General features: G+C 61.7%; 21 protein-coding genes. 3 read left to right on the forward strand and 18 right to left on the reverse strand.

The features are described 5' to 3' along the window. Window positions 1-27: 27 nt before the first annotated feature. The 5 genes from ftsZ to aqpZ form a co-directional block, all read right to left on the reverse strand. Complete coding sequence (ftsZ, locus tag AC25BC_RS14370; protein ID WP_012758278.1) at window positions 28-1746, reverse strand: cell division protein FtsZ; 1719 nt, start codon at window positions 1744-1746, stop codon at window positions 28-30. Window positions 1747-1801: 55 nt separating this feature from the next. Continuing rightward, on the reverse strand, window positions 1802-3133 hold the full coding sequence (gene ftsA, locus AC25BC_RS14375) for a cell division protein FtsA (RefSeq protein WP_012758279.1): 1332 nt from the start codon (window positions 3131-3133) through the stop codon (window positions 1802-1804). Next, the gene (locus tag AC25BC_RS14380) at window positions 3130-4062 is read right to left on the reverse strand and encodes a cell division protein FtsQ/DivIB (RefSeq protein ID WP_012758280.1); all 933 of its coding nucleotides are present in this window, start codon (window positions 4060-4062) and stop codon (window positions 3130-3132) included. The genes ftsA and AC25BC_RS14380 overlap by 4 nt, the downstream gene beginning before the upstream one ends. After that, window positions 4050-4976: a D-alanine--D-alanine ligase gene (locus AC25BC_RS14385; RefSeq protein WP_012758281.1), complete on the reverse strand. Its 927-nt coding sequence runs from the start codon at window positions 4974-4976 to the stop codon at window positions 4050-4052. The genes AC25BC_RS14380 and AC25BC_RS14385 overlap by 13 nt, the downstream gene beginning before the upstream one ends. Window positions 4977-5249: 273 nt before the next feature. Continuing rightward, on the reverse strand, window positions 5250-5936 hold the full coding sequence (aqpZ, locus tag AC25BC_RS14390) for an aquaporin Z (protein ID WP_012758282.1): 687 nt from the start codon (window positions 5934-5936) through the stop codon (window positions 5250-5252). A 269-nt stretch (window positions 5937-6205) separates the two neighbouring features. Between aqpZ and AC25BC_RS14395 the strand changes: the two genes are divergently transcribed. After that, window positions 6206-7519, forward strand: coding sequence for an MFS transporter (locus AC25BC_RS14395; RefSeq protein ID WP_026157426.1), 1314 nt, complete (start codon window positions 6206-6208; stop codon window positions 7517-7519). Between the two features lie 114 nt (window positions 7520-7633). Beyond that, window positions 7634-8563, forward strand: a complete 930-nt coding sequence (locus AC25BC_RS14400) for a UDP-glucose 4-epimerase family protein (RefSeq protein ID WP_012758284.1) — start codon at window positions 7634-7636, stop codon at window positions 8561-8563. 3 nt (window positions 8564-8566) lie between these two features. Here the strand turns inward: AC25BC_RS14400 and murB are convergent, their stop codons facing one another. The 12 genes from murB to mraZ are packed head-to-tail and all read right to left on the reverse strand — an operon-like array spanning window position 8567 to window position 22455. Beyond that, entirely contained in the window at window positions 8567-9541 is a 975-nt protein-coding gene (gene murB / locus AC25BC_RS14405; protein WP_012758285.1) for a UDP-N-acetylmuramate dehydrogenase, read from the reverse strand. Continuing rightward, window positions 9538-10953, reverse strand: coding sequence for a UDP-N-acetylmuramate--L-alanine ligase (murC, locus tag AC25BC_RS14410; protein WP_012758286.1), 1416 nt, complete (start codon window positions 10951-10953; stop codon window positions 9538-9540). Before murC ends, murB begins: the two co-directional genes overlap by 4 nt. Then, the gene (gene murG / locus AC25BC_RS14415) at window positions 10950-12074 is read right to left on the reverse strand and encodes an undecaprenyldiphospho-muramoylpentapeptide beta-N-acetylglucosaminyltransferase (RefSeq protein ID WP_017994719.1); all 1125 of its coding nucleotides are present in this window, start codon (window positions 12072-12074) and stop codon (window positions 10950-10952) included. The genes murC and murG overlap by 4 nt, the downstream gene beginning before the upstream one ends. A 6-nt stretch (window positions 12075-12080) precedes the next feature. Next, window positions 12081-13235 (reverse strand): putative lipid II flippase FtsW, encoded by a 1155-nt coding sequence (gene ftsW, locus AC25BC_RS14420; protein WP_012758288.1) that lies wholly within the window; start codon window positions 13233-13235, stop codon window positions 12081-12083. A gap of 1 nt (window position 13236) precedes the next feature. Beyond that, window positions 13237-14649, reverse strand: coding sequence for a UDP-N-acetylmuramoyl-L-alanine--D-glutamate ligase (murD, locus tag AC25BC_RS14425; RefSeq protein ID WP_128438180.1), 1413 nt, complete (start codon window positions 14647-14649; stop codon window positions 13237-13239). 7 nt (window positions 14650-14656) lie between these two features. Beyond that, on the reverse strand, window positions 14657-15757 hold the full coding sequence (gene mraY, locus AC25BC_RS14430; protein WP_003541415.1) for a phospho-N-acetylmuramoyl-pentapeptide-transferase: 1101 nt from the start codon (window positions 15755-15757) through the stop codon (window positions 14657-14659). Between the two features lie 22 nt (window positions 15758-15779). Then, window positions 15780-17213 (reverse strand): UDP-N-acetylmuramoylalanyl-D-glutamyl-2,6-diaminopimelate--D-alanyl-D-alanine ligase, encoded by a 1434-nt coding sequence (locus tag AC25BC_RS14435; protein ID WP_012758290.1) that lies wholly within the window; start codon window positions 17211-17213, stop codon window positions 15780-15782. After that, window positions 17210-18730, reverse strand: coding sequence for a UDP-N-acetylmuramoyl-L-alanyl-D-glutamate--2,6-diaminopimelate ligase (locus tag AC25BC_RS14440; protein WP_017994721.1), 1521 nt, complete (start codon window positions 18728-18730; stop codon window positions 17210-17212). The genes AC25BC_RS14435 and AC25BC_RS14440 overlap by 4 nt, the downstream gene beginning before the upstream one ends. Window positions 18731-18736: 6 nt before the next feature. Then, entirely contained in the window at window positions 18737-20497 is a 1761-nt protein-coding gene (locus tag AC25BC_RS14445) for a peptidoglycan D,D-transpeptidase FtsI family protein (RefSeq protein WP_012758292.1), read from the reverse strand. Then, the gene (ftsL, locus tag AC25BC_RS14450) at window positions 20497-20973 is read right to left on the reverse strand and encodes a cell division protein FtsL (RefSeq protein WP_128438181.1); all 477 of its coding nucleotides are present in this window, start codon (window positions 20971-20973) and stop codon (window positions 20497-20499) included. The genes AC25BC_RS14445 and ftsL overlap by 1 nt, the downstream gene beginning before the upstream one ends. A gap of 1 nt (window position 20974) precedes the next feature. Further along, complete coding sequence (gene rsmH, locus AC25BC_RS14455) at window positions 20975-22000, reverse strand: 16S rRNA (cytosine(1402)-N(4))-methyltransferase RsmH (RefSeq protein ID WP_012758294.1); 1026 nt, start codon at window positions 21998-22000, stop codon at window positions 20975-20977. Between the two features lie 17 nt (window positions 22001-22017). After that, the gene (mraZ, locus tag AC25BC_RS14460) at window positions 22018-22455 is read right to left on the reverse strand and encodes a division/cell wall cluster transcriptional repressor MraZ (RefSeq protein WP_024320776.1); all 438 of its coding nucleotides are present in this window, start codon (window positions 22453-22455) and stop codon (window positions 22018-22020) included. A gap of 895 nt (window positions 22456-23350) precedes the next feature. On the opposite strand from mraZ, the gene AC25BC_RS14465 reads away from it, so the two are divergent. Beyond that, on the forward strand, window positions 23351-24202 hold the full coding sequence (locus tag AC25BC_RS14465) for a hypothetical protein (RefSeq protein ID WP_128438183.1): 852 nt from the start codon (window positions 23351-23353) through the stop codon (window positions 24200-24202). A 16-nt stretch (window positions 24203-24218) separates the two neighbouring features. Here the strand turns inward: AC25BC_RS14465 and AC25BC_RS14470 are convergent, their stop codons facing one another. After that, the gene (locus AC25BC_RS14470) at window positions 24219-24866 is read right to left on the reverse strand and encodes a hypothetical protein (RefSeq protein WP_128438184.1); all 648 of its coding nucleotides are present in this window, start codon (window positions 24864-24866) and stop codon (window positions 24219-24221) included. Window positions 24867-24904 lie beyond the last annotated feature (38 nt).

The raw sequence follows: 24904 nt of genomic DNA on the forward strand, positions 1-24904 counted from the left end.
GGCATGAACGGGTGCCGAAGCACGGTATCAGTTCGACTGGCGACGCAGGAATGCCGGGATTTCCAGCTGGTCGTCTTCCTGCATCATCCGGGCCTGCGGAACCGCGCGACCTTGGTCGTCGAGGTTGCCGCGACGCGGTGCGTAGAGGCTTGCCTCCGGCGACAGCGGACGGCGCTGCTGCGAAGCGGCCGGCGGTGCTGCGGTCATATCGGCGGCAACGGCGTCGTCGTCGCGACGGCCAAGCGAATTGGTGATTCGCTTGAGGAGGCCCATCGGACCGCGCTCCTCCGCCGCATGGGCAGACGCCGGCTGCGTGCGGTGGTCGAGTTCGGCCTGGACGACCGGCGGGAAATCCTCGACCTTCGGCATGCGCATCGGTTCGGGCGCCTGACGGATGACCGGCTCCTGCCGGATCGGCTGCTGCTGGACCGGCTGGCTGATGACCGGCTGGCTCATGGCGGGCGCCGGAGCCTGCTGCTGTACCGGTGCCGGACGCATTGCCGGAGCTTCCGGTGCAGGCGCGAAGATCTTGCTCTGCGGACGGAAGGCCTCCTGCTGTGGAGCCGGCTGCTGCAGCGATGCGGCAGCACGCGGGGCCGGAATTTCGAGCTCGCGCTCCATCTCGGCTTCGCGGATGGTCTGCGCGATCGGATCCATGGCCTTCGGTGCCTGCATCACGGGGGCAGGCTGAACTGCGGCCGCTGCCGGAGCAACAGCCGCGGAGGGACGGATAACCGGCCTTGCTGCCGGCTGGAGGTTGCGTTCGGCGGCTTCGTTCATCGCCCGGTCGATGCCGGTTGCGACGACCGAGACGCGGATGATGCCTTCGAGCGATTCGTCGAAGGTGGCGCCGAGGATGATGTTGGCGTCAGGATCGACTTCCTCGCGGATGCGGGTCGCGGCTTCGTCGACTTCGAAGAGGGTGAGGTCGCGACCGCCGGTGATGGAGATCAGCAGGCCCTGGGCGCCCTTCATCGAGGTTTCGTCGAGCAGCGGGTTGGCGATCGCAGCCTCTGCAGCCTGCAGCGCGCGGCCGGAGCCGGAAGCTTCGCCGGTGCCCATCATCGCCCGGCCCATCTCGCGCATCACCGAGCGGACGTCGGCGAAGTCGAGGTTGATGAGGCCTTCCTTGACCATCAGGTCGGTGATGCAGGCAACGCCCGAATAGAGAACCTGGTCAGCCATGGCGAAGGCATCGGCGAAGGTCGTCTTGTCGTTGGCAATGCGGAAAAGGTTCTGGTTCGGAATGACGATCAGCGTATCGACAGACTTCTGCAGTTCCTGGATGCCCATCTCGGCCAGGCGCATGCGGCGCCCGCCTTCGAAATGGAACGGCTTGGTGACGACGCCGACCGTCAGGATGCCCTTGTTGCGAGCCGCCTGTGCGACAACCGGAGCAGCACCTGTGCCGGTGCCGCCGCCCATGCCGGCGGTGACGAAGCACATATGCGTGCCGTTCAGGTGATCGACGATCTCGTCGATGCACTCCTCGGCGGCCGCCCGGCCAACTTCCGGCTGCGAGCCGGCACCGAGGCCTTCAGTGACGTTGACGCCGAGCTGGATGATGCGCTCGGCCTTCGTCATCGTCAGCGCCTGCGCATCCGTGTTGGCGACGACGAAATCGACGCCCTGGAGGCCGGCGGTAATCATATTGTTGACGGCATTGCCGCCTCCGCCGCCAACGCCGAACACGGTGATGCGCGGCTTCAGCTCTGTGATGTCAGGCTTTTGCAGCTTGATGGTCATGGTACCTGTTCCTTCTCTCTCTGGCCGCATCGCCACGCCGGCCAATTACGCAATTTCAGAAGCTTTCCTTCAGCCACTGGCCCATACGGGCGATGCGGCTGTTATTTCCTCCAAGCGACATGAGCAGACCGCTCTGTGACGCATGTGTCTCCATGTCCGCGACCTGCGGATAGATCATCAGGCCGACGGCCGTCGAAAAGGCCGGACCCTTGGCCGCCGTCGGCAACCCCGAGACGCCCATCGGACGGCCGATGCGGACGTTGCGGGCAAGGATGCGCCGCGCCACATCGGCAAGGCCGGTCAGTTGGCTCGCTCCGCCGGTCAGCACGACGCGCTTGCCGACGATCGGGCTGAAGCCGGAGCGCTGGATACGGTCGCGGATCAGTTCCATCGTCTCTTCGATACGGGCCGAGACGATGCGTGAAACCAGCGCCCGCGGCACCTGCGACGGCTGGTCGCGATCGTCCTCGCCGATCGGCGGGATCGAGATCAACTCGCGCTCGTCGGAGGAATTCGAAAGGGCCGAGGCATGCACGACCTTCAGCCGCTCCGCATCCTCGATGCGGGTCGAAAGACCGCGCGCCAGGTCGGTGGTGACGTGATGGCCGCCGAGGCCGACGGCATCCGTATGAACGAGCTTGCCCTCGGCAAAGACCGAGATCGTCGTCGTGCCGCCGCCCAAGTCGATCGCCGCGCAGCCGAGCTCGACCTCATCGTCGACGAGAGCCGCAAGACCCGATGCATAGGGCGTCGCGACGATGCCCTCGACTGACAGATGCGCACGATTGACGCTGAGTTCGAGGTTCTTCAGCGCCGAGCGCTCCGCCGTCACCACATGCATGTCGACGCCGAGCGCATCGCCGTACATCGCCAGCGGATCGCGGATGCCGCGCTCGCCGTCGAGCGAGAAGCCGGTCGCCAGCGAATGCAGCACCGAGCGGTCCTGGCGCAGCGACTGCTGGCAAGCGGCCGACAGCACCTTCTTCAGATCGTTGAGTTCGACTTCCTGGCCACCGAGATCGATCGTCGCGGTATAGATGTCGCTGCCGAGGCGGCCAGCCGTCAGGTTGACGATCAGGCTTTCGACGGTCAGCCCCGCCATGCGCTCGGCCGCGTCGACGGCGAGACGGATGACGCCTTCCAGCGCGTCGAGATCGGCGATGACGCCGGTCTTGATGCCACGGGAACGCTGGTGACCGATGCCGATGATCTCGATATTGTGCGTGCGGCCCGGCAGGATCTGGCTTTCCTCGCGCGGCGTCAGCCGGCCGATCATGCAGACGACCTTGGTCGAACCGATGTCGAGCACCGAAACGACATGTGACCGCTTCGACGAAAGCGGCTTCAGGCGCGGCAATCCGAAATGGGATGAACCGAACAAGCTCATATATTCTGCCCCGCCTTCTTCAATTCTTTCGTACGCTCCGTCACTGCCGTCTGCCTGCGGACCGCCGCCTCCGGCGTCAGCTGGATCGCGGTTCTGTCGGCCAGCCTGAGATCGACTGCGGCAATGTCCCGCTCCAGCAGCTGGTGCTCCTTGTCGAACTTCGAAAGCGTCGCCAGTGCCTGGTCAATACCGTCTTCCGGGAGCTTGACGACGACGCCGTTGTCCATATGCAGGTCCCAGCGACGCCCGGATATCCAGACATAGGCCTTCACGCGGGCCTTCACGTCGGGCCATTTCGAGAAGGCATCGTCGAGCGAAGCCGCCGCCGTTTCGGCATCGCGGCCGACGACGAGCGGCAGCGCCGAAAACTTGTTGTCCCGCAGCGGCGCAATGACGCTGCCGTTCTTCTCGATCAGGGAAAGCTCCTGCCCGTGCTGCCAGATCGCATAGGCCTGGCGCTCTTTAAGCTTCACCTCGATCGTCTTCGGATAGATCTTGCGGACCTCGACATTTTCGACCCAGGGAAGATGCGCGATCTTTCGGCGGGCGGCATCGACGTCGAGGGCGACCAGCGAGGTCGTGCCGTCAAGGCCGATCAACTGCAGGATCTCGATTTCGGAGGTTTCCGAATTGCCGGAGACCTTCACGTCCTCGATCGCAAAACCCGCGGCCGTCGTTGTCGCCTGCGCGACGGCTTCCGTGTGACCGCCGAGCGACATGCCGTAAAGCCCCGTCGCGCCCAAGAAAGCGAGCGCCGAGACCGTGCCGGTATGAACAGGAATGTAAATGCGGCCGCTGCAGAGACTGATCAGAAAGCGCGTGACCCGGCGCAGCGGACGCGGCAGCACGAACCGCTCTTCGGCTTCCATGATCGGAAGCACGGCATGATGGCTGGGGCGCCCTATCCTTTTGACTGTCAACGCAAACAAGACGCGTCCTCCACCATCCACCGGAGAAACTGACCAAACGAATAGCCGGCATGACCGGCCATTTCGGGCACGAGCGAGGTTGGGGTCATACCTGGCTGGGTATTGACTTCCAGCCAGATGATTTCGCCGTCTTCGGAGAAACGATCGTCGTAACGAAAGTCGGACCGACTGACGCCGCGACAACCGATTGCCTGATGCGCCCTTAGGGACAATGTTTGTATTTTTTGGTAAATATTCGGTGAAATTTTCGCGGGGATGACGTGTTTTGAACCGCCTGCCGCGTACTTGGAGTCGTAATCATAAAAATTGTGTCCCTGCGGCACCACTTCCGTGACACCGAGCGGAGTTTCACCCATGACACCGCAGGTGAGTTCGCGACCGTAAACATAGCGCTCGACGATCACCTCTTCGCCGTAGCGCCATTCGGGCGAGCTGACGATCTGTGGCGGATGCGCCTGATCTTCGGTGACGATGACGACGCCGAAGCTCGACCCTTCGCGGACGGGTTTCACCACATAGGGCGGCTTCATCGGATGCGTCGCGGGAAAGGCGAAACGGTTGACCACCTGCGATTCGGCCACCGGAATGCCGGCGGCGCCGGCAACGAGCTTCGCCTTGTCCTTGTCCATCGCCAGCGCCGAGGCAAGCACGCCCGAATGCGTATAGGGGATTTCAAGATATTCGAGGATGCCCTGAATGGTGCCGTCCTCGCCGAACGGGCCGTGAAGCGCATTGAAGACGACATCGGGCTTCAGCGCAGCAAGCTTCTCGGAAACGTCGCGCGCCACGTCGATACGCGTCACGTCGAAGCCCTCTGCCTCGAGGGCTTCTGCGCAAGCCTTTCCCGAGGAAAGGCTGACAGGCCTTTCCGAGGAAAATCCGCCCATCAGGACAGCGACATGCTTGCGACTCATCAACACCCCCAAAAAATAACTTCCAGTTTCGAAATCGACGCTTGCGCGAAGCTGTCTGCGTCGTTTCAGGCCTTTGTCCGACCTGGGTGCATTAGAGCATCATTATGGTTAATGAAGTGTTTACTTTCGTTAACTTCGTATTGCCGCGCCCTTGATTTTTTAACCTTCTCTTCTTCGGGATTGCCAGATCGAAGACGCCGCCGATCCGCGAAAACAGAAAAACCCGCACGGAAAAACCGCGCGGGCTCAATGGGATAGCTCGCTATCTTGCAGTCAGTCGGCGTCGTCGAGGAATTTCCATACGAGCCCGCCGAGCGCTCCACCCGCAAGCGGCGCAATCCAGAACAGCCAGAGCTGCTGCAGCGCCCAGCCGCCGACGAAAAGCGCCTGGCCGGTGGAACGCGCTGGATTGACCGAGGTATTCGTCACGGGGATGGCAACGAGATGGATCAGCGTCAGGCCGAGGCCGATCGCAAGCGGCGCGAAGCCCGAAGGCACCCGGCTGCTGGTCGAACCCAGGATGATGATCAGGAAGAACATGGTCAGCAGCACTTCGATCAGCAGCGCCGAAAGCAGTGAATAACCACCCGGAGAGTGCTCGCCATATCCGTTGGCGGCAAAGCCGCCGAGTTCGAAACCCGCCTTGCCGCTGGCGATGAGATAAAGCAGCGCCGCCGCGGCGATGGCGCCGACAACCTGCACGACGATATAGGGAACGAGGCGCGCCGCCGGAAACCGTCCGGCAACTGTAAGGCCAAGCGAGACGGCGGGATTGAAATGACCGCCCGAAATGCCGCCCACGGCATAGGCCATCGTGAGCACGGTCAGACCGAACGCAAAGGCCACGCCGACAAAACCGATTCCAAGCTCGGGATAGGCCGCGGCCAGCACGGCACTGCCGCATCCGCCGAAGACCAGCCAGAACGTGCCGAGAAATTCGGCGACAAGACTCTTTTGCATGGATATTTCCTCCGCCCTCAACCAGAGGGTTAGCAATGAATCCGTTACAATTTGATTCCGGTCAAGCATGTGAGCGTCACCGTGGCAAGCCTCGCGCAAGGCAGGAAAACCCAAGGATTCGAGATGACGCCGGGGACCGCGAGCCGGTAACGCATGCGGGCAGCGTCCCCTGTGAACACTCCATGTTTTGACGTTTTCACAGACCTGAAATAGCGTTAAAACCCGCCGGCCTCCCACGGCGATTCACAAAAATACTGATTGGAATGAAAATGCCTGACGCGATCTCCGCATCGCCGACTCCTGCCTCGAACAGCACGCAAGTCAATTCTCCGGCCCGCGTCCTTATCGCCAGCCTTGTCGGCACCACCATCGAATTCTTCGACTTCTACGTCTACGCGACAGCAGCCGTCCTCGTCTTCCCGCATCTCTTCTTCCCGGCAAGCGATTCGAACGCCGCAACGCTGCAGTCGCTCGTCACCTTCTCGATCGCCTTTTTCGCCCGCCCCATCGGCGCCGTGGTTTTCGGTCATTTCGGCGACCGTATCGGCCGCAAGGCGACGCTCGTCGCCGCACTGATGACGATGGGGCTTTCGACGGTCCTGATCGGCATGCTGCCAGGCTATGATGCGATCGGCATCGCAGCACCCCTGTTGCTGGCCCTTTGCCGTTTCGGTCAGGGCCTCGGCCTCGGCGGCGAATGGGGTGGCGCCGTTCTGCTTGCCACCGAAAACGCTCCTCCCGGCAAGCGCAGCTGGTACGCCATGTTCCCGCAGCTCGGCGCGCCGATCGGCTTCATCCTCTCCTCCGGCTTCTTTCTCATCCTGGCGGAAACGATGAGCAACGAGGATTTCCTCGACTACGGATGGCGCATTCCCTTCATCGCCAGCCTCGCCCTCGTCGCCGTCGGCCTCTATGTCCGTCTGAAGATCGCCGAGACGCCGGAATTTCGCAAAGCCGTCGAAAAGCACGAGCGCGTTGCCGTACCGATCGAGGTCGTCTTCCGCGACCATCTGCGAAGCCTGATCCTCGGCACCTTCATTGCTGTGGCGACCTTCGTGCTGTTCTACCTGATGACGGTCTTCACGCTCTCCTGGGGTACGACACCTCTGGAAAAGGGTGGGCTCGGTTACTCCCGCGAGCAGTTCCTGGTCGTCCAGCTTGTCGGCGTCCTGTTCTTCGGCCTGACGATCCCGCTCTCCGGCTGGCTCTCCGACCTCTATTCGCGCCGCACCATCCTGACGCTGACGACGATTGCCATCGCCATCTTCGGCTTTTTCTACGCGACGCTGTTGACCAGCGGTCTGACCGGCGCTTTCCTGTGCTCGATCATCGGCCTCGCCTTGATGGGCTTCACCTACGGCCCGATCGGCGCTGCCCTGGCCGCCCCCTTTCCGACCACGGTGCGCTATACCGGCGCCTCGATGACCTTCAACCTCGGCGGCATCTTCGGCGCTTCGCTCGCCCCTTATATCGCCACCTGGCTCGCCACCCATTACAGCCTGGACTATGTCGGCTACTATCTCGCCGCCTCGGCAGTGATCTCGCTCGTCTGCATCCGGCTGTCGGGCCGCGAGGAAGTCTGAGCCTCGAGCAGCAAGCAAACAACAAGCCGCGACTTGCCAACGTCGCGGCTTTTTTATTGATGCCGTGAGCAGTTCCGGTTAACCGGAACACTCACGGCAAAACGGGAAAAGATCATGCGATGCCTCATTACCGGCGCAGCCGGCTTTGTCGGTGGGCCTCTCGTCGAAAGACTGCATAGAGGGCGGATATCCGAGCTCGCGGTGACGACGCGATCTGCAGCCGCCAGCTTCCCGACATCAGTGCGGCATTTCCCCATCGAGATAACAAGCGAAACCGATTGGACAGCGGTTCTCGAGGGCATTGATGTCATCGTCCATCTCGCCGCTCGTGTTCACATCATGAACGACCGCGCAGCCGATCCGCTTGCGGAATTTCGTCGGATCAACACCGCCGCCACGTTGAACCTCGCCGAGCAGGCCGCCCGCGCGGGCGTAAAAAGGTTCGTCTTCATCAGCAGCATCAAGGTCAATGGCGAGGAGAACGATCGGCCCTTCCGGCATGACGATACGCCAATGCCGATCGATCCCTATGGCATTTCGAAGCTGGAAACTGAAATCGGGCTGCATGAAATCGCCGCTCGAACAGGCATGGAAGTCGTCGTCATTCGCCCGCCGCTCGTCTATGGACCCGGTGCGAAGGGCAACTTCGCCCTGCTCGTCGGACTTGTCCGGAAGAAGATACCGCTCCCCTTCGCGTCGCTGAAGAACCTCCGGACCCTGGTCGCCCTTCCAAATCTCGTCGATCTGATCATCACCGGGATCAAGCATCCGGGTGCTGCCGGCCAGACCTTTCTCGCAGGCGATGGAGAAGATCTTTCGACTCCCGGGCTTATCGAAGGGATTGCCGCAGGGCTAGGTGTCAAGCCGATGCTGCTCCCCTTCCCCCCAGCACTGTTGCAGATGGGTGCGCGCGTCACCGGAAAGGACGCGGTCTACCAGCGTCTTTGCGGTTCCCTGCAGGTCGATATATCCCACGCCCGCGACGTGCTTGGCTGGTCGCCCGTCGTCACACCGCGCGAAGGCCTGAAGCTTGCGGTGACGTAACCGCTACTCGCTCGTCACGCCGTGGAACGGACGCACTTCTCGGCCGGGCATGAAGACGCCGAGGCGTTTTATTTCCCATTCGAGCTTGATGCCGTCTTTTTCGAAGACCTCGCGACGCACCTGTTCGCCGAGATATTCGAGATCGTAGCCGGTTGCCTGCCCCATGTTGATCATGAAGTTGCAGTGAAGCGACGACATCTGCGCTCCGCCGATGACGAGGCCGCGGCAGCCTGCCTCGTCGACCAGTTTCCAGGCCGAATGGCCGGCCGGGTTCTTGAAGGTAGAGCCGCCGGTCTTTTCGCGCACCGGCTGTACCGTCTCGCGATGATTGCGCACAGCGTCCATCTCGGTGCGGATCTGGGCGCGCTCTTCCGGATAGCCCTCGAACAGCACCGAGGTGAAGATCAGATCTGTCGATGCGGTCGAATGCCGGTAGGAATAACCCATCTCGGCGTTGGAAAGCACATGCTTGTCGCCCTTGCGGTCGACCGCATGGACTTCGATCAGCCGCTCGCGCGTCTCGACGCCGTTGGCGCCGGCATTCATGCGCGCCGCGCCGCCGATACCGCCGGGAATGCCGTAGAAGAAATGGAAGCCGCCGATGCCGTTGTCCATCGCCATCGCCGCCACATGTTTGTCCGGGCAGATGGCGCCGGCGAGAATGCGGTTTTCACCGGCAAGCTCGACGAAGCCGAACCCCTTGGCCGACAGGCGCAGCACGACGCCGGGAATGCCGCCGTCGCGTACCAGGATGTTGGAGCCGACGCCGACCACCGTCAGCGGCACCTCTTCCGGCAATATCTTCAGGAAGGCGATGAGATCGTCGATGTCATGCGGCTGGAACATCAGCTCGGCCAGGCCACCGGCCCTGAACCAGGTGACACGGTCCATCGGGGCATCCGGCGTGATACGGCCGCGGATATCCTTTACACCGTCTCCGAGAGACGCGAGAAGCTTTTCCCCATTCACCTGTTTCATACGGACTTTCCCGATAGGCCTTCCAGTTGCTTGGGCAGCGCCGCCGCCCAGGATGTGATGCTCCCAGCCCCCAACAGAACCACGAAATCGCCAGGCTTTGCAACCTCCGCGACCATCTGCGGCAAAAGCTCCGCCGAGTTTATAAAGCGGGCGTCGCGATGGCCGCCGGATTTGATGCGTGAGACCAGCGACACGGAATCGATGCCTTCGATCGGATCCTCGCCCGCCGCATAGACCGGTGCCAGGAAGATGCTGTCGGCATCGTTGAAGCAGGCGGCGAATTCCTCGAACAGGCTCGCAAGACGGCTAAAGCGATGCGGCTGGTGGACGGCGATGACACGCCCCTTGCAGGACTCTCGGGCGGCGCGCAGCACCGCCTTGATCTCGACGGGATGATGGCCGTAATCGTCGAATATCTGCACGCCGTTCCACTCGCCGGTCAGCGTGAAACGACGCTTGACGCCACCGAAGGAGGCAAGCCCCTTGGCGATATCGGCGCTCGATATGCCGAGCCGGTTGGCAACGGCGATCGCCGCCGTTGCGTTGGAAATATTATGGCGCCCCGGCATCGGCATGACCAGCCCCTTGAGCTCGATCACCTGGCCTGTGCGGCGGCGGCGGATTTCGACGTCGAATATTGAGCGCGTGCCGTCGATGCGCACATTCTTGAAGCGCACGTCGGCCTGCGGGTTCTCGCCATAGGTAATGATCTTGCGGTCCTCGATGCGGCCGACCAGCGACTGCACCTCGGGATGGTCGAGACACATGACGCCGAAGCCGTAAAACGGCACGTTCTCGACAAACTGCCGGAAGGCTGCACGCACGGCGTCGAAATTGCCGTAATGATCGAGATGTTCCGGGTCGATATTGGTGATGACGGCGACATCGGCCGGAAGTTTCAGGAAGGTGCCGTCCGATTCGTCGGCCTCGACCACCATCCACTCGCCCTCGCCCATGCGGGCATTGGTGCCGTAGGCATTGATGATGCCGCCATTGATGACGGTCGGGTCGAGCCCGCCGGCTTCGAGTAGTGTGGCGACCAGCGAGGTGGTCGTCGTCTTGCCATGCGTGCCGCCGATGGCGATCGCATTGCGGAAGCGCATCAGCTCGGCCAGCATTTCGGCACGGCGCACCACCGGCAGCAGCTTTTCGCGCGCGGCGATGAGCTCCGGATTGCTCTTCTTGATCGCCGTCGAGACGACGACGACTTCGGCCTCACCCAGGTTTTCAGGCCGGTGACCGACGAACACCTCGATGCCCTTGTCGCGCAGGCGCTGGACATTGGCGCTGTCGGCCTGGTCCGATCCCTGCACCTTGTGTCCGAGATTATGCAGCACCTCGGCAATACCGCTCATGCCGATGCCGCCGATGCCGATGAAATGGACGAGGCCGATCGTCTTCGGCAGTTTCATGCGCGTGTCCTCTTGAATTCCGCAATTGTCCGTCTGGCGGCAATAGCCTCAACCATGTCGGCAAGCAAGTTCGCGGCATCGGTTTTCCCGGCGCGTTTCGCCGCCGCCGCCATGTGCGAAAGCTTTTCCGGATCGTTCATGACAGCCGTCAGGATCGCCGCGATCTTCTCCGGCGAAAGCTCCGACTGGGCGATCACCTTCGCTCCGCCGGTCGCAGCGAGTGCCGCCGCATTCGCCGCCTGGTCGTGATCGAGAGCATGCGGGTAAGGGACGAGCACGGCCGGCCGGCCTATGACGGAGATTTCCGAAACCGTGGATGCGCCCGAACGGCAGATGACGAGATGCGCCCTCGCCAGCCTCTCGGCCATGTCGGTAAAGAAGGGGGCGATATCGGCCCCCATTTCCAGCTTGGCGACGCAGCCGCTGACCATTTCCATATCCTCGGGACGCACCTGCTGGGTGATGCGCAGGCGCACGCGAAGCGCCTCGTCGAGCAGGCTGATCGCCGTCGGCAGCGCCTTGGAGAAATATTGCGCGCCCTGGCTGCCGCCGAAGACGACGAGGTTGAAGGCCTCGCCCGGATGCGACGGCATGTAAGGCACCTCGGCCGCAGCGATGATCGCCGGGCGGACCGGATTGCCCGTCGTCACCGTCTTGTCTGGAAAGGCCGCGCCCCCCTCCGGCAGGAACCCGCCGGCGATGGCCTGCACGCGGGTTGCCAAGGCCTTGTTGGCGCGCCCCATCACGGCATTCTGCTCGTGAATCATCGAGGGCACGCCGAGCCGGGTGGCGGCAAGCAGCGGCGGCACGGTGGGATAACCACCGAAACCAACGACGATGATAGGCCGCAGCCGCTGAATCAGCTTCTTTGCCGCCCGCATGCCGCTCCAGAGCGTCCACAGCGAGCGGGCGACAGCAACCGGGTTCTTCGAGCCGATCGTCGCCGACGGCACGACATGGATCTCCTCGGCCGGAAATTTGCCGGCATAACGCTCGGCCCTGCTGTCCGTGACGAGATGCACCGAATAGCCGCGCTCCTTCAGCTTGAAGGCCAGCGCCTCCGCCGGGAACACATGGCCGCCGGTTCCCCCGGCGGCAAGCAGCACGATGCCTTTGCTCATGGTCTTCTACTCCGCCGGCATGCCGTGCGGGACGCGGAAGAGGCTCCGGTCCTGCGCGCGTTTTTCCGGTCGATGGCGGGTCAGCGCCAGGATGAAGCCGGCGGTGACGCAGATCGCCACCATGGACGAGCCACCATAGGAAATCAGCGGCAGCGTCATGCCCTTCGCCGGCAACAGTTCGAGATTGACGCCGATATTGATGATCGACTGGATGCCCATCTGCAGCACCAGGCCGGCGACGGCGAAGCGGTTGAAGTCATTGCGTTCGCGATAGGCATGCGAGAGGCCGCGCAGCACCAGCACGGTAAACAACGCGACGAGCGCCATGCAGAAGACGATGCCGAATTCCTCGGCCGCGACCGAGAAGATGAAGTCGGTATGCGCATCCGGGATGATGCGCTTGACGATGCCTTCGCCCGGCCCTTGGCCGAACCAGCTGCCGCGGATGATCGCCTCGCGCGCGGTGTCGATCTGGAAAGTATCACCTTCGCCGGTCATGAATTTGTCTATACGCAACGCAACGTGCGGGAAGACGTAATAGGCGCTGAGCAGGCCGCCGGCGCCGCCGATGCCGAGCAGCATGATCCAGATCCACGGCATGCCGGCCATGAAGAACATCCCGCCCCACACAGCCGTGGTCAGGATGGTCTGGCCGAGGTCCGGCTGCGCGATGAGAAGGGCTGCGACGATGCCGAACAGGATGATGGCAAAGAGATTGCCGGGGATCTCCGGCTGGCGCGCATGTTCGGCAAACAGCCAGGCGCAGACGACGACGAAGGCGGGCTTCATGAATTCCGATGGCTGGATGGAAAGGCCGGCGATCCAGATCCAACGCCTGCCACCCTTGACCTCCTGGCCAACGAACAACACCAGCACCATCATGGCGACCGAGATGATCAGGATCAGGATCGCGGTGCGCCGCACCTGGCGCGGCGTCAGGAACGACAGCCCGAGCATGACGCCGATCGAGGGGATCATGAAGGCGGCATGGCGCTTGACGAAGTGGAAAGGCTCGAGCCCGATGCGTTCGGCGACCGCAGGAGATGCCGCAAATGACAGCATAAAGCCGATGCCCATCAGAAAGATGAACATCGCCAGGAAGAAGCGGTCGATGGTCCAGAACCAATCGGCCAGAGGCCCACGTTCCGCGCGGCTTACCATGTCATTTCTCTCCTGTTGCCGGACCGATCAGCATCGCAATCCCGTCAAGCGCTGCCACGTGGCCGACGAAGGCTTCGCCCCTGACTTCGAAATTCCTATACTGGTCGAAGCTTGCGCAAGCCGGGGATAACATCACGGCCGAAGCGGCGCTCTCGTCGCGTTCGGCATCGGCGGCCGCATGCGCGACGGCGCGCTCCAGCGTATCCGATATTTCGTAAGGAACAGCCTCGCCGAGCGTCGCGGCGAATTCCGCCGCCGCCTCGCCGATCAGATAGGCCTTGGCGATGCGCGGAAAATAGGGAGCGAGCGTCGTGATGCCGCCAGCCTTCGGCAGGCCGCCGGCGATCCAGTAGATGCGATCATAACTCGAAAGGGCCGGCGCCGCGGCATCGGCATTGGTCGCCTTGGAATCGTTGACGAAAACGACACGGCCACGCTGCCCGACCGGCTGCATGCGGTGCTTGAGGCCGGGGAACGAGGCAAAGCCGGCGCGGATGTCATCGGCCGACACGCCGACGGCAAGGCAGGCAGCGACGGCTGCGGCGGCGTTCTGCGCATTGTGGCTGCCGCGCAGCGTCTGGATGCCGTCGAGATCGACGAAAGGCAGCATCGCGCCGCCGGCAGCTTTGATGAGCCTGGTGCCCTCGGCATAAATCCCGTCGGCCACGACGTTGCGGCGCGAGATGCGGACCACCTTGACGCCCGCCCGCTCGACGCGGTCGGCAATCAGCGCCGAATGGCTGTCGTCGATGCCGACGATTGCAACATCGCTACCGGCGACCAGCCGTTCCTTGACATCGGCATAATGCTGCATCGTGCCGTGACGATCGAGATGATCGGGCGTCAGGTTGAGCAGGATGCCGGCCGACGGGTCCAGCGTCGGCGCCAGATCGATCTGGTAGGAGGAGCATTCGACGACGTAATAACGCTCGGCCTTCGGCGGATCGAGCGTCAGCACGGCCGTACCGATATTGCCGCCGAGCTGCGTGTCGTAGCCGGCGGATTTCAAGATATGGGCGATCAGCGCCGTCGTGGTCGACTTGCCGTTGGTGCCGGTTATGGCGATGAAAGGGCAATCCGGCGCATGGGCGCGGCGCTCGCGTACGAAGAGCTCGACATCGCCGACGATATCGACGCCGGCCGCGCGGGCAAGATCGACAGTCCAGTGCGGCTTCGGATGGGTGAGCGGCACGCCGGGCGACAGCACGAACAGCGCCTGCTGGCTCCAGTCGATGCTGTGCAGGTCCTCCGTCCTGATGCCTTCGGCAGCGGCCTTGGCGACACTGTCGGGATTGTCGTCCCAGGCGGTCACCTCGACACCACCTGATACCAGCGCCCGGGCGGTGGCAAAGCCGGAGCCGCCGAGCCCGAAGAGCGCGACCTTCCTGTCCTTGAGCGTCGTGACCGGGATCATCGCCGCCTCACCGGAGCTTCAGCGTCGAAAGGCCGAGCATCGCAAGGCCGACGGCAACGATCCAGAAGCGGATCACCACCTGGCTCTCGGTCCAGCCCTTCTTCTCGAAGTGATGATGGATCGGCGCCATCAGGAAGACACGCCGGCCGGTCATCTTGAAGAAGCCGACCTGGATGATGACGGACAGCGTCTCGATGACGAAGAGGCCGCCGATGATTGCCATGACGATCTCGTGCTTGGTGGCGACGGCGACGGTGCCGATCGTGCCGCCGAGTGCCAGCGACCCCGTGTCGCCCATGAAGATGGCGGCCGGCGGCGCGTTGAACCAGAGAAAACCGAGACCAGCGCCGATGACGGCGCCAAGCACGACGGCGAGTTCGCCGGTGCCGGGCACGAAATTGATCTGCAGGTAATTCGCAAACACCACGTTGCCGGCGAGATAGGCGATGACGCCGAAGGAGGCGGCGGCGATCATCACAGGCACGATGGCAAGCCCGTCGAGACCGTCGGTCAGGTTGACGGCATTGCCGGCGCCGACAATGACGAAGCCGCCGAAGACGACGAACATGATGCCGATATTGATCATGAAGTCCTTGAAGAAGGGAAAGGCGATCGAGGAGCCGAAGGTCGAGCCGGCAATCCCCGAGGCAAGGGCGGTGCGCATCATGAAATAGACGGCGATGCCGGCGATGACGAATTCGATGCCGAGACGCGCCTTGCCGGAAAAGCCCATATGGCTCTGCTTCGTTACCTTAAGATAATCGTCGTAGAAACCAATCGCACCGAAGCCCAGCGTCACCAGCAGCGTCGCGACGACATAGACGTTGGAAAGATCGGCCCAGAGCAGCGATGCGCCGACGATGCCGGCGAGGATCATCAGCCCGCCCATGGTCGGCGTGCCGGCCTTCTTGAAATGCGTCTGCGGCCCGTCGGCGCGGATCGGCTGGCCCTTGCCTTGCCGGATGCGCAGCGAATTGATGATCGTCGGCCCGAACAGGAAGACGATCAGCGCTGAGGTAAAGAGAGCGGCCCCCGTGCGGAAGGTAATATATCTGAACAGATTCAGAAATTTGAAATATTCCGACAGTTCGACAAGCCAGATCAGCATTCAGGGCCCCTTGTTTACCCGATCAAAATTCGCGTTGCGTGTCGGCAAATGGCGGGAACTTGTCAAGGAGCGCGGCGACGATCTTGCCGAAACCGATGCCCAGAGACGATTTCACCATCAACACGTCGCCTGGCGCGACCGAGTTCAATACATAGTCCGTCAATTCGCTCGTGTTCTCGCGATATTCGACATGGACGCTTTCCGGCAACGATTCCTTGAGCGCAGCCATCTCCGCTCCGGCCAACCAGACATGTTCGATACCGGCAGCAAGCAGCGGCACGGCAAGGTCGGTATGGACCTTCTGCGCATAGTCGCCCATTTCCAGCATGTCGCCGAGCACGGCGATACGGCGTCCGCGGCCGGTCGGCTCGGAGGCCGCCAGCAGCGCGATCGCCGCGCGCATCGAGGCCGGATTGGCATTGTAGCTCTCGTCGATCAGCGTGAAGCTGCCGCCGCCGATCGAAAGCCGGTGGCGCTTGCCCCTGCCCTTTTCCGGCTTCAGCGTCGCAAGCGCTTCGATCGCCTTCTGCATATCGGCGCCGACGATCCTGACGACGCCGAGCGCTGCGAGCGCATTCTCGGCGATATGGCGGCCCGGCGCGCCGAGCGCAACTTCCAGCGTCTCGCCGCCGATCGTCAGCCACAGCGTCGAATTCTCGTCGGAACCATTGAATTCTGCGAGCCGGAATTCAGCCTTGGCATGCTGGCCGAAGGAATGGATATGCTCGATGCCGAGCGATTGCGCCGTGCGGTCGAGGAAATTGAACTGGTCGTTGTCGCGGTTGAGCACGACATGGCCGCCGGGTTCGAGCCCCTCGAAGATCTCGGCCTTGGCGGCGGCGATTTCCTTGATGTTCTTGAAATTGCCGAGATGCGCTGGCGCGATCGTCGTGATGATGGCGACATCGGGACGGATCATCGCCACCAGCGGCCGAACCTCGCCGGGATGGTTCATTCCGACTTCGAAGACGCCGTAATCCGTATCCTCAGGCATGCGCGCCAGCGTCAGCGGCACGCCCCAGTGATTGTTGAAGGAGGCGACGGAGGCGTGCACCTTGCCGGAGGGAGCCAGCACATGCCGCAGCATTTCCTTCGTGGTCGTCTTGCCGACCGATCCGGTCACTGCGATGATCCGGGCCTTAGAGCGCTCGCGCGAGGCAAGGCCGAGCCTGCCAAGTGCCGCCAGCACATCTTCCACGACGATCATCGGCACCGTCAGGCGACCCATGGCGGGAAGTCTCGCCTCGCTGACGACGAGAAGGGAAGCGCCGTTCGCCATCGCCATCGAGGCGTAGTCGTGACCGTCGACGCGGTCACCCTTGATCGCGAAGAAGGCTGCGCCTGGAGTAGTCGAGCGGCTGTCGATGGAAATGCCGGTGATGCCTTCGGGCAGCGTGCCGAAAGGGCGCCCCGCCATCGCTGCGATCATGTCTTCCGTCGTCCAGAGCCAGCTCAAGATTTCAACTCCTCCAAAGCCCTGCGCACCTCCGCATGATCGGAGAACGGCAGGGTGACGCCGTCGATCGTCTGCCCTTCCTCATGCCCCTTGCCGGCGACAATCAGCGTATCGCCGGATCTCAGCATGCTGACCGCTTCGCGGATCGCCGAGGCGCGATCGGCGATTTCCGCGGCACAGGCCGCCGCCGCCATGATCTCCGCCCGGATCGAGGCCGGTTCCTCCGAACGCGGATTATCGTCGGTGACGATGACGACGTCGGCAAGACGGCAGGCGATTTCGCCCATGATCGGCCGTTTGCCGCGGTCACGGTCGCCGCCGCAGCCGAAAACGACGATGACGCGGCCGGTGGTGAAGGGCCTGACAGAGCCCAGCACGTTTTCCAGCGCATCCGGCTTGTGGGCGTAGTCGACATAGGCGAGCGCGCCATCTTTTGTATGGCCGACAAGTTCGAGACGGCCGGACGCGCCGACGAGCTTCTCGAGCGCGGCCATCGCAACCTTCGCCTCAACACCGGTCGACATGGCAAGCCCTGCTGCGACCAGCGCGTTGGCCACCTGAAAATCGCCGGCCAGCGGAATGTCCACCTCGAAGATCTCGCCGCCGATATGGATCTCGGCCATCTGCTTGTGGCGGAAGTGCTCGACGCGCTTCAACGAGAGGTAATCGCCCTTTCGCCCGACGGTACGAATGTCATGACCGGCATCGGTCGCGGCCTTGATCGCCTGCGCGGACCACGGATCGTCGGCAAAGATCACCGCCGGCGATCCCTTCGGCAACAGCGTATCGAAAAGCCGCATCTTGGCGGCCATATAGGACTCGACGGTCGGATGATAATCCATATGGTCGCGGCCGAGATTGGTGAAGGCGGCGGCGGCAAGCCTGACGCCGTCGAGCCGGCACTGGTCGAGACCGTGGCTGGAAGCTTCCATCGCGGCATGTGTCACGCCTTCTCCGGCGAGTTCGGCCAGCAGCTGGTGCAGAGACACCGGATCGGGCGTCGTCAGCGAGCCATATTCGTTGCGCGTCGGCGAGACGACGCCCGTCGTGCCGATCATCGCGGCCGTGTGGCCCGCATACGCCCAGATCTGCCGGGTGAAAGAAGCGACCGAGGTTTTGCCGGCCGTGCCGGTGACGGCGACCATGGTATCGGGCTGCTTGCCGTGGAAACGCGCGGCGGCGATGGAAAGGAAACGGCGCGGCTCCTTGACCGCAAACACGGGGATCGAAGCATCGATGGCTTGAGAGGCGATGGCGACGGCAGCGCCACGGCCGGCGGCATCCACGATGAAGCCCGCGCCGTCGGCCTTGGTGCCGGCGACCGCGACGAAGACATTGCCCGGCGCCACCTTGCGGCTATCCGAAGACAGGCCTGAAATATCAAGCAGCCCTGCCGGGCCTTCGAGCTGTGCTTCAAGTTCCGGAAACTGATCTCCGGCCAAGTCTCGCAATTTCATCGAATGCACTTTTCTCTCTTGAAGCCGGTTCACCCCTCGCGAATCGGCGTCGATATTCATTCACACTCAATAAGACACCAGCAAGGCCGATCCGCCCTCCCCGAATTTCGGCTCGATGCCGAGAATGGGAGCCGCACGGCTGATGATCTCGCGGGCGATCGGACCGGCGGTGCCGGCGGAGATCGTTCCGCCATAGGCTTTCTCGCCGGTCTTCGGCTCGTCGCAGAAGGTGATCACGGCATATCTGGGATCGTTGATCGGGAATGCGGCGATGAAGGAATTGAAATTCAGGGTTGCCGAATAGCGCCCATTCACCACCTTATCTGCCGTGCCGGTCTTGCTGCCGACGCCAAAGCCCGGCACGCGGGCGACACGCCCGGAACCCTTGTAGCCGTTGAAGTCGAGCAGATAGCGGATCTCGTCGCTGGTGGTCTTCTTAATGACCTGCGTGGCGATCTCATCGGCCTGTTCGCGGGTGCGCGGCAGGAATGTCGGCTCGATCAGCTTGCCGCCATTAACGAGAGCAGCAGCCGCCACCCCTGTCTGCAGCGCCGTCGTCGAAACGCCATGGCCGAAGGAAATCGTGATCGAATTGATCTTCTTCCAGACGCGCGGCTGGCTCGGCATCTTCACTTCGGGCAGTTCGGTCTGCATCTTCGTCAAGAGCCCGAACTTGGTCAGGTATTCCTTCTGCGCGTCGATGCCGACGATGTCGATGACGCGCGCCGTACCGATATTCGAAGAATACTGGAAAATCTCGGGAACAGTCAGCCAGCGGCGCTGCCCGTGAAAATCGTGAATGGTGAAGCCGCCGATATAGATCGATTTGCTGGCATCGAAACTGTCGGTCATCTTCACCTTGCCGCTATCGAGCGCCATGGCCAGCGAAAAGGTCTTGAAGGTCGAGCCCATTTCGAAGGTGCCGTTGGTCATCCGGTTGAGCCAACCCTCCTTGGCGCCTTCCTGCGGATCGTTCGGATCGAAATCCGGCGCCGATGCCATCGCCAGCACTTCCCCCGTATGCACGTCGATGACCGCGGCACCAGCGCCCTTGGACTGGAAGTTGGTGACGGCATTGACGACCGCGTCCCGGACGATGTTCTGCACGCGCAGGTCGATCGAAAGGCGCACCGGCTCGAGCGGCTGGTCGCTGGTCATGCCGACGGAGGCGAGATCGGCAAGCCCCTGGTCGTCGATAAATTTCTCCATGCCTGCGACACCGCGGTTGTCGATGTTGACGTAACCGAGGATGTGCGCGGCGGTCGCCCCGCCCGGATAGAAGCGGCGTTTCTCCGGCCGGAAACCGATACCGGGAATGCCGAGCGCCAGGATCTGGCTCTGCTGCTTCGGCGTCAGTTGCCGGCGCAGCCAGGCGAAATGCGAGGTCTTGACCGAGAGCTTCTTGTAAGTGTCCCTGACGTCGAGCTCGGGCAGCACCGTTGCAAGCTTCTCGACCGCCTCGTCGGCGTCGACGATCTTGTTCGGCTCGGCAAACAGCGAGACGGTGCGGATGTCGGTCGCCAGCACCTCGCCGTTGCGGTCGAGAATGTCGGGCCGCGAAGCCATCAGCCGGTCGGGCGGCAGAATGCTGGAGACGACCTCCTGATCCTTCATCGCATATTCGACGAGACGACCGCCGATGACGGCGTAGACGCCCATGAAACCAAGGATCAGCAGGCCGACGCGGCTTTTTGCCTGCCCTGATTTCTTCTTTCGCGATCCCTCGATCGCCAGGCCGGCGGGGGAAGGACCGCCGAACCGGTTATAGACGCCGGCGGAGAAATGCGCCTGGCTCTTCAATACCATGATGCGGGAAAGAAACGACATTATTCCTCCACCGATCCGGTTTCGATCTGGTCTGCATCCTCTGCCTCGCCGCGTGGCGCAGGCATCGGAATGGGCTGCGCCTTGGCGGTGGCTTGCGCGCCCTTGGTGTCTGGTGCGCCTTTGGCGCTGGCCACGGTCGCGCCTTTGGCGCTGGCCTTAGCCTCCGTCACGTCAGGCACGGGAACCTCGGATTTCAGCATCGGCAATTCCTTGGCATGCACGAGCGCCGTCGATTCCGTCGGCTGCAGCTTCAATTCTTCATTGTAGGCTTTGACCAGCCGCTCCAGCCGGTTCGGCTGCGATTGCAGCGCCCAGTCGGCCTTGAGAAGGTCGATCGTGTCCTTCTCGAGCTTGATCTCGGCTTCGAGGCGATGAACCTCCTCGAGCTTCAATTCGGCGCGGTGCTTGATCGTGTAGGTCACGGCGGCGGTGGCCGTCATGACGCCGATGAGCACGAGATCGAACGTCTTCAGCATATCAACCTCCAAGCTTTCCGAGACTGGCAAGATTGGGAAACCCGAAGAGTGACATATCCGCGGCTTCGGCGGCGGCTTCCGTCCTCAGGCCGGCGCGCAGCTTGGCGGAGCGGGCGCGCGGATTGATCTCGGCCTCCGCCTCGCTTGCCGAAACCATCGGCTTGCCGATCGCCGCAAAGGTTGCCGCCCGCTCATGCGCGACCGGCAGATGCCGCGAGCCCGACGCCTTGCCGGCGCGATCGGAGAAGAATTTCTTGACGATGCGGTCTTCGAGCGAATGAAAGGTGACGGCGACGAGCCGCCCGCCGGGTTTCAGCGCCGCTTCCGCCGCAAACAGCGCCTGCGCCAGTTCGCCGAGCTCGTCGTTGACGAAGATGCGCAATGCCTGGAAGACCCGCGTTGCCGGATGGATCTTGTCCTTCATCTTGCGCGGTGTAACGAGCTCGATGAGACCGGCGAGATCGCGGGTCGTTTCAAATGGCTTTTCGGCGCGGCGCTTCTCGATCGCATGGGCGATGCGCGGCGCCTGGCTTTCCTCGCCGAGAAAATGGAAGATGCGGATGAGATCGGCGACCTTGGCGCGGTTGACGACATCGGCGGCCGAAACGCCCTCGGCCGACATGCGCATGTCAAGCGGTCCATTCTTCTGGAAGGAGAAGCCACGCTCAGCCTCGTCGATCTGCATGGAGGAGACGCCGATATCAAGCACGACGCCGTCGAGCCCGCCTTGCGGCGCATGATCGGCAAGATGCGAGAATTGCGAATGAACAAGCTTGAAACGACCGCCATGGGCGGCGACCATCGCTTGGCCAGCCGCAATCGCCGTCGGATCGCGGTCGAGCGCAATCACCTCGGCGCCGGCAGCAAGGATGGCCGAACTGTAACCGCCCGCACCGAATGTACCGTCGAGGATGAGCTTGCCGGGCGCAGGCGCCAATGCCGCAAGGACTTCAGCGAGAAGAACAGGAATGTGACGAACCGGTCCGCCACCGGCATCAGTTGAACCTCCGCCAGGATTCGCCACCATTCCGTTCCCTCGTTCTTTCAGGAACGCTTGCCCGCCAGCTTGCGCTCCCCTCGTGCCTGCGCCTGTGCGGCCACAAAAGCCTGCGGCTGCCAGAGCTGAAAATGATCCGCCCGACCGACGAAGGTCACTTCGTCCGAGATGCCGGTGAAGCCGCGAATGAAATCCGTGACCATCAGCCGCCCCTCGGCGTCGAGCTTCATGAAGACCCCGCCTCCATGAATGAGAAGCGACATCTCGTTCGCATCCGGCGAAAACGGATCCTCCGCAGCAATCTGCCGTTCGAATCTTTCGAGAAGATCCGGACCGCCGACGCTGATCGCCGGAAACACAAAGTCCTGGAAGCAATAGAGCTCCTGAACATTGCGCTGCGCCAGCACGGAACGGAACGCCGAAGGCACGGAAACCCTGCCCTTGGCATCGATCCTGTTGGTCGCGTTCGAAAGGAAGCGGCTCATGACACGAAACATCCGTTCCCGCAGGGATCCGGACCAAAAGACGCCCGAAACTCCCGATATCAGGCACAGCTTCGCAAGCCGGATGAGCAAAAACCCCTCCGACGCTTCCGGAGAGGAAGACGCCTTTGCTTTGCGATGAATGGGCAGGTGATTGCCCTGGTGCAGTGCGCATTTGGGATAGCATGGGACCATATGGGCGTCAATGGGATGCGGCCATTTTGCAGTGGACGCATGATCAAAAATTTATAACCCGTTAAGTTTAACAAAGGGTTAGGATCACTCTCTCGCAAGAGGCGCGCAACCACGTTTCCGCAAAAAGAATTTCCGCCGGAGGGGTGCATCAGCGCCCGCTTGAAAGCGTTCGATTCCAGTGACTTATCTCGAAACGATCTCTGGATTCGGGGTTTTGTCGCGCCACAAGAGTTAATCGCCAGTTGGCCTGTAAGCCGGGTTCTGTATGGCTCCGGCGTGAACCGGAACGTGGCAGCCATTGCTCTGGGACAGCGTTCGCACGCTGCCTCACGCAACCCACCCGGATGACTGGCCTGGAAACCGGCCGGAAGGCCTTTCGGCCCGCCACGTCATCCCTATTCGGTCTTGCTCCGAGGTCGCCCTCGCCGGACGTTTCCGGCACATCGAATAACCCCATCGCCATCGTCAAAGCGTCAAACTCGATCCTGAACCGTCGAAGCGGAATGCCGAAGCAGAGTGTCGATGTCGAGTACGCACAAGCAGGACTGGTCCGCATTGCTAAGCGCGCTGGACGCGCACAATGCGGCGAACACTCTCACTTCGAATGAAGCATCTCTAGTTAATGTGCGAGATATTATCGAGCTGGTGAAGACGACGACAAAGGGTAATTGCCCGCCCCGATTGCGCCGGTCATAATTCGTGGATGGCGAATCTGAGCGACTTCTACAAACTCTCCATTGAATGCCCTACAGCGGAATGTGGGCATGAACTGGCGTCGTTCATTCCCGTCGAAGTGTCGAAGCGCTCGGAAATACTCTTGAAGTGTCCGCGCTGCTATCAAATGCACCACATCGAGTTTCAGCCCGATGATGGCTACCCCTTCATCGAAGGCACTCCAAATCCGCTGTTTTCAGTTTCGGCCGTTGAGCCGGAAGAAGTGCCAACTGAGCAGCCCGATTACACGCTCGTCCCTTACGACGTTTTCTACAAGTCCTATAAGGAGATTGAGGCGTTGGCCGGTGCAACTGTCACGAAAATGCTCGACCAGCTAATGTCGAAACTAATCTACCAGCAATTCATCACTATGATGGAGACATTCCTCTCTGACACATTCGTTGAGATGTGCGAGCGTGACACGAAGGTTGTCGACTCCATCGTGATCAAGGTCGAGACGTGGCGAGATCGCACAATTAAGATACGGGATATCGCGGAGAACGAATTCGCTTACCGAGAGGCTGTGCTGACTTGGCTGCGGGGGATTTCTTGGCACGATATGGAGAAGGCCGACAAGATTTGCCGCGCCGTCTTTAGTTGCTCGGTCTACCCGGATGAGGACACACGGCAGCAAGTTGAACTTGCTGTTTCAATTCGGCATGACCTCGTACACAGAAACGGCCGCACCAAAGAAGGTCAACTGCGAAGGATATCGCCGGATGACCTTTACGAAGTAGCGAGCGGCGTTCAATCAGTGGCCAAGCACATCCACAACAAGTACATGGGGTGGATACCCTTTGCATGGTCTTTGCAGGAGGAAGATTACACCAAAACCAGTTGACCCGTCTGAATACGCCTCAATACTTCGATTCATCAGTTAGATCGATAGACTTGAGCCTTGGGCCATCCGGTGAGACTAGCGGTACAAAGGTATCATGCACAACCTGCGCGAAACGATCCTGCAACTCGGGATCCTTAATCGTCTCGTGGATTTTGATGGCTGTTTTGATATTTTCAAGTCTTGCCTTTAACGCGACCTGGTCCGCTAGGTCGGCCTCCGCACGAAGTTTTTGGTCCATCGCTGCGTGATGGACGACATGCTTGTAGGCGGTAGTAATTTTTACAATTGCGTTCCTCGAAACTGCCCGGCCAGTTGCAACTAACAAATCGATAGGGCTATTGAAACTGAACGACAGGATCTCGACCCTATGGATTGGTCGGAGACGCAGCATTGGCTCTTCAATGACCTCGTAGTGGGTAAGATCATCCACAAAGTAGCTATACCCTGCATTGATATCCATGAAATCGTACTCGTACGTATCGTGTTCTATGAGCCGATCTTCAACGGTAGTGCTGTCGATCTCCATCAACAGTTCACATAGCGGAATGAGATTGTGGAAGAAGCGGGAACAATCTGAAAGTGGCCACGGACTTCTCGGCTCATCAAATCGAAACCGCACAAATTGCGAAGCAAGAAGCTTCTCGCGGATCAATTCCTGAACCATAGTCGCCCTTCAATCGTTGGTCGCAGATAACGTCGCGT

The sequence above is a fragment of the Rhizobium sp. WSM409 genome (assembly GCF_057653825.1).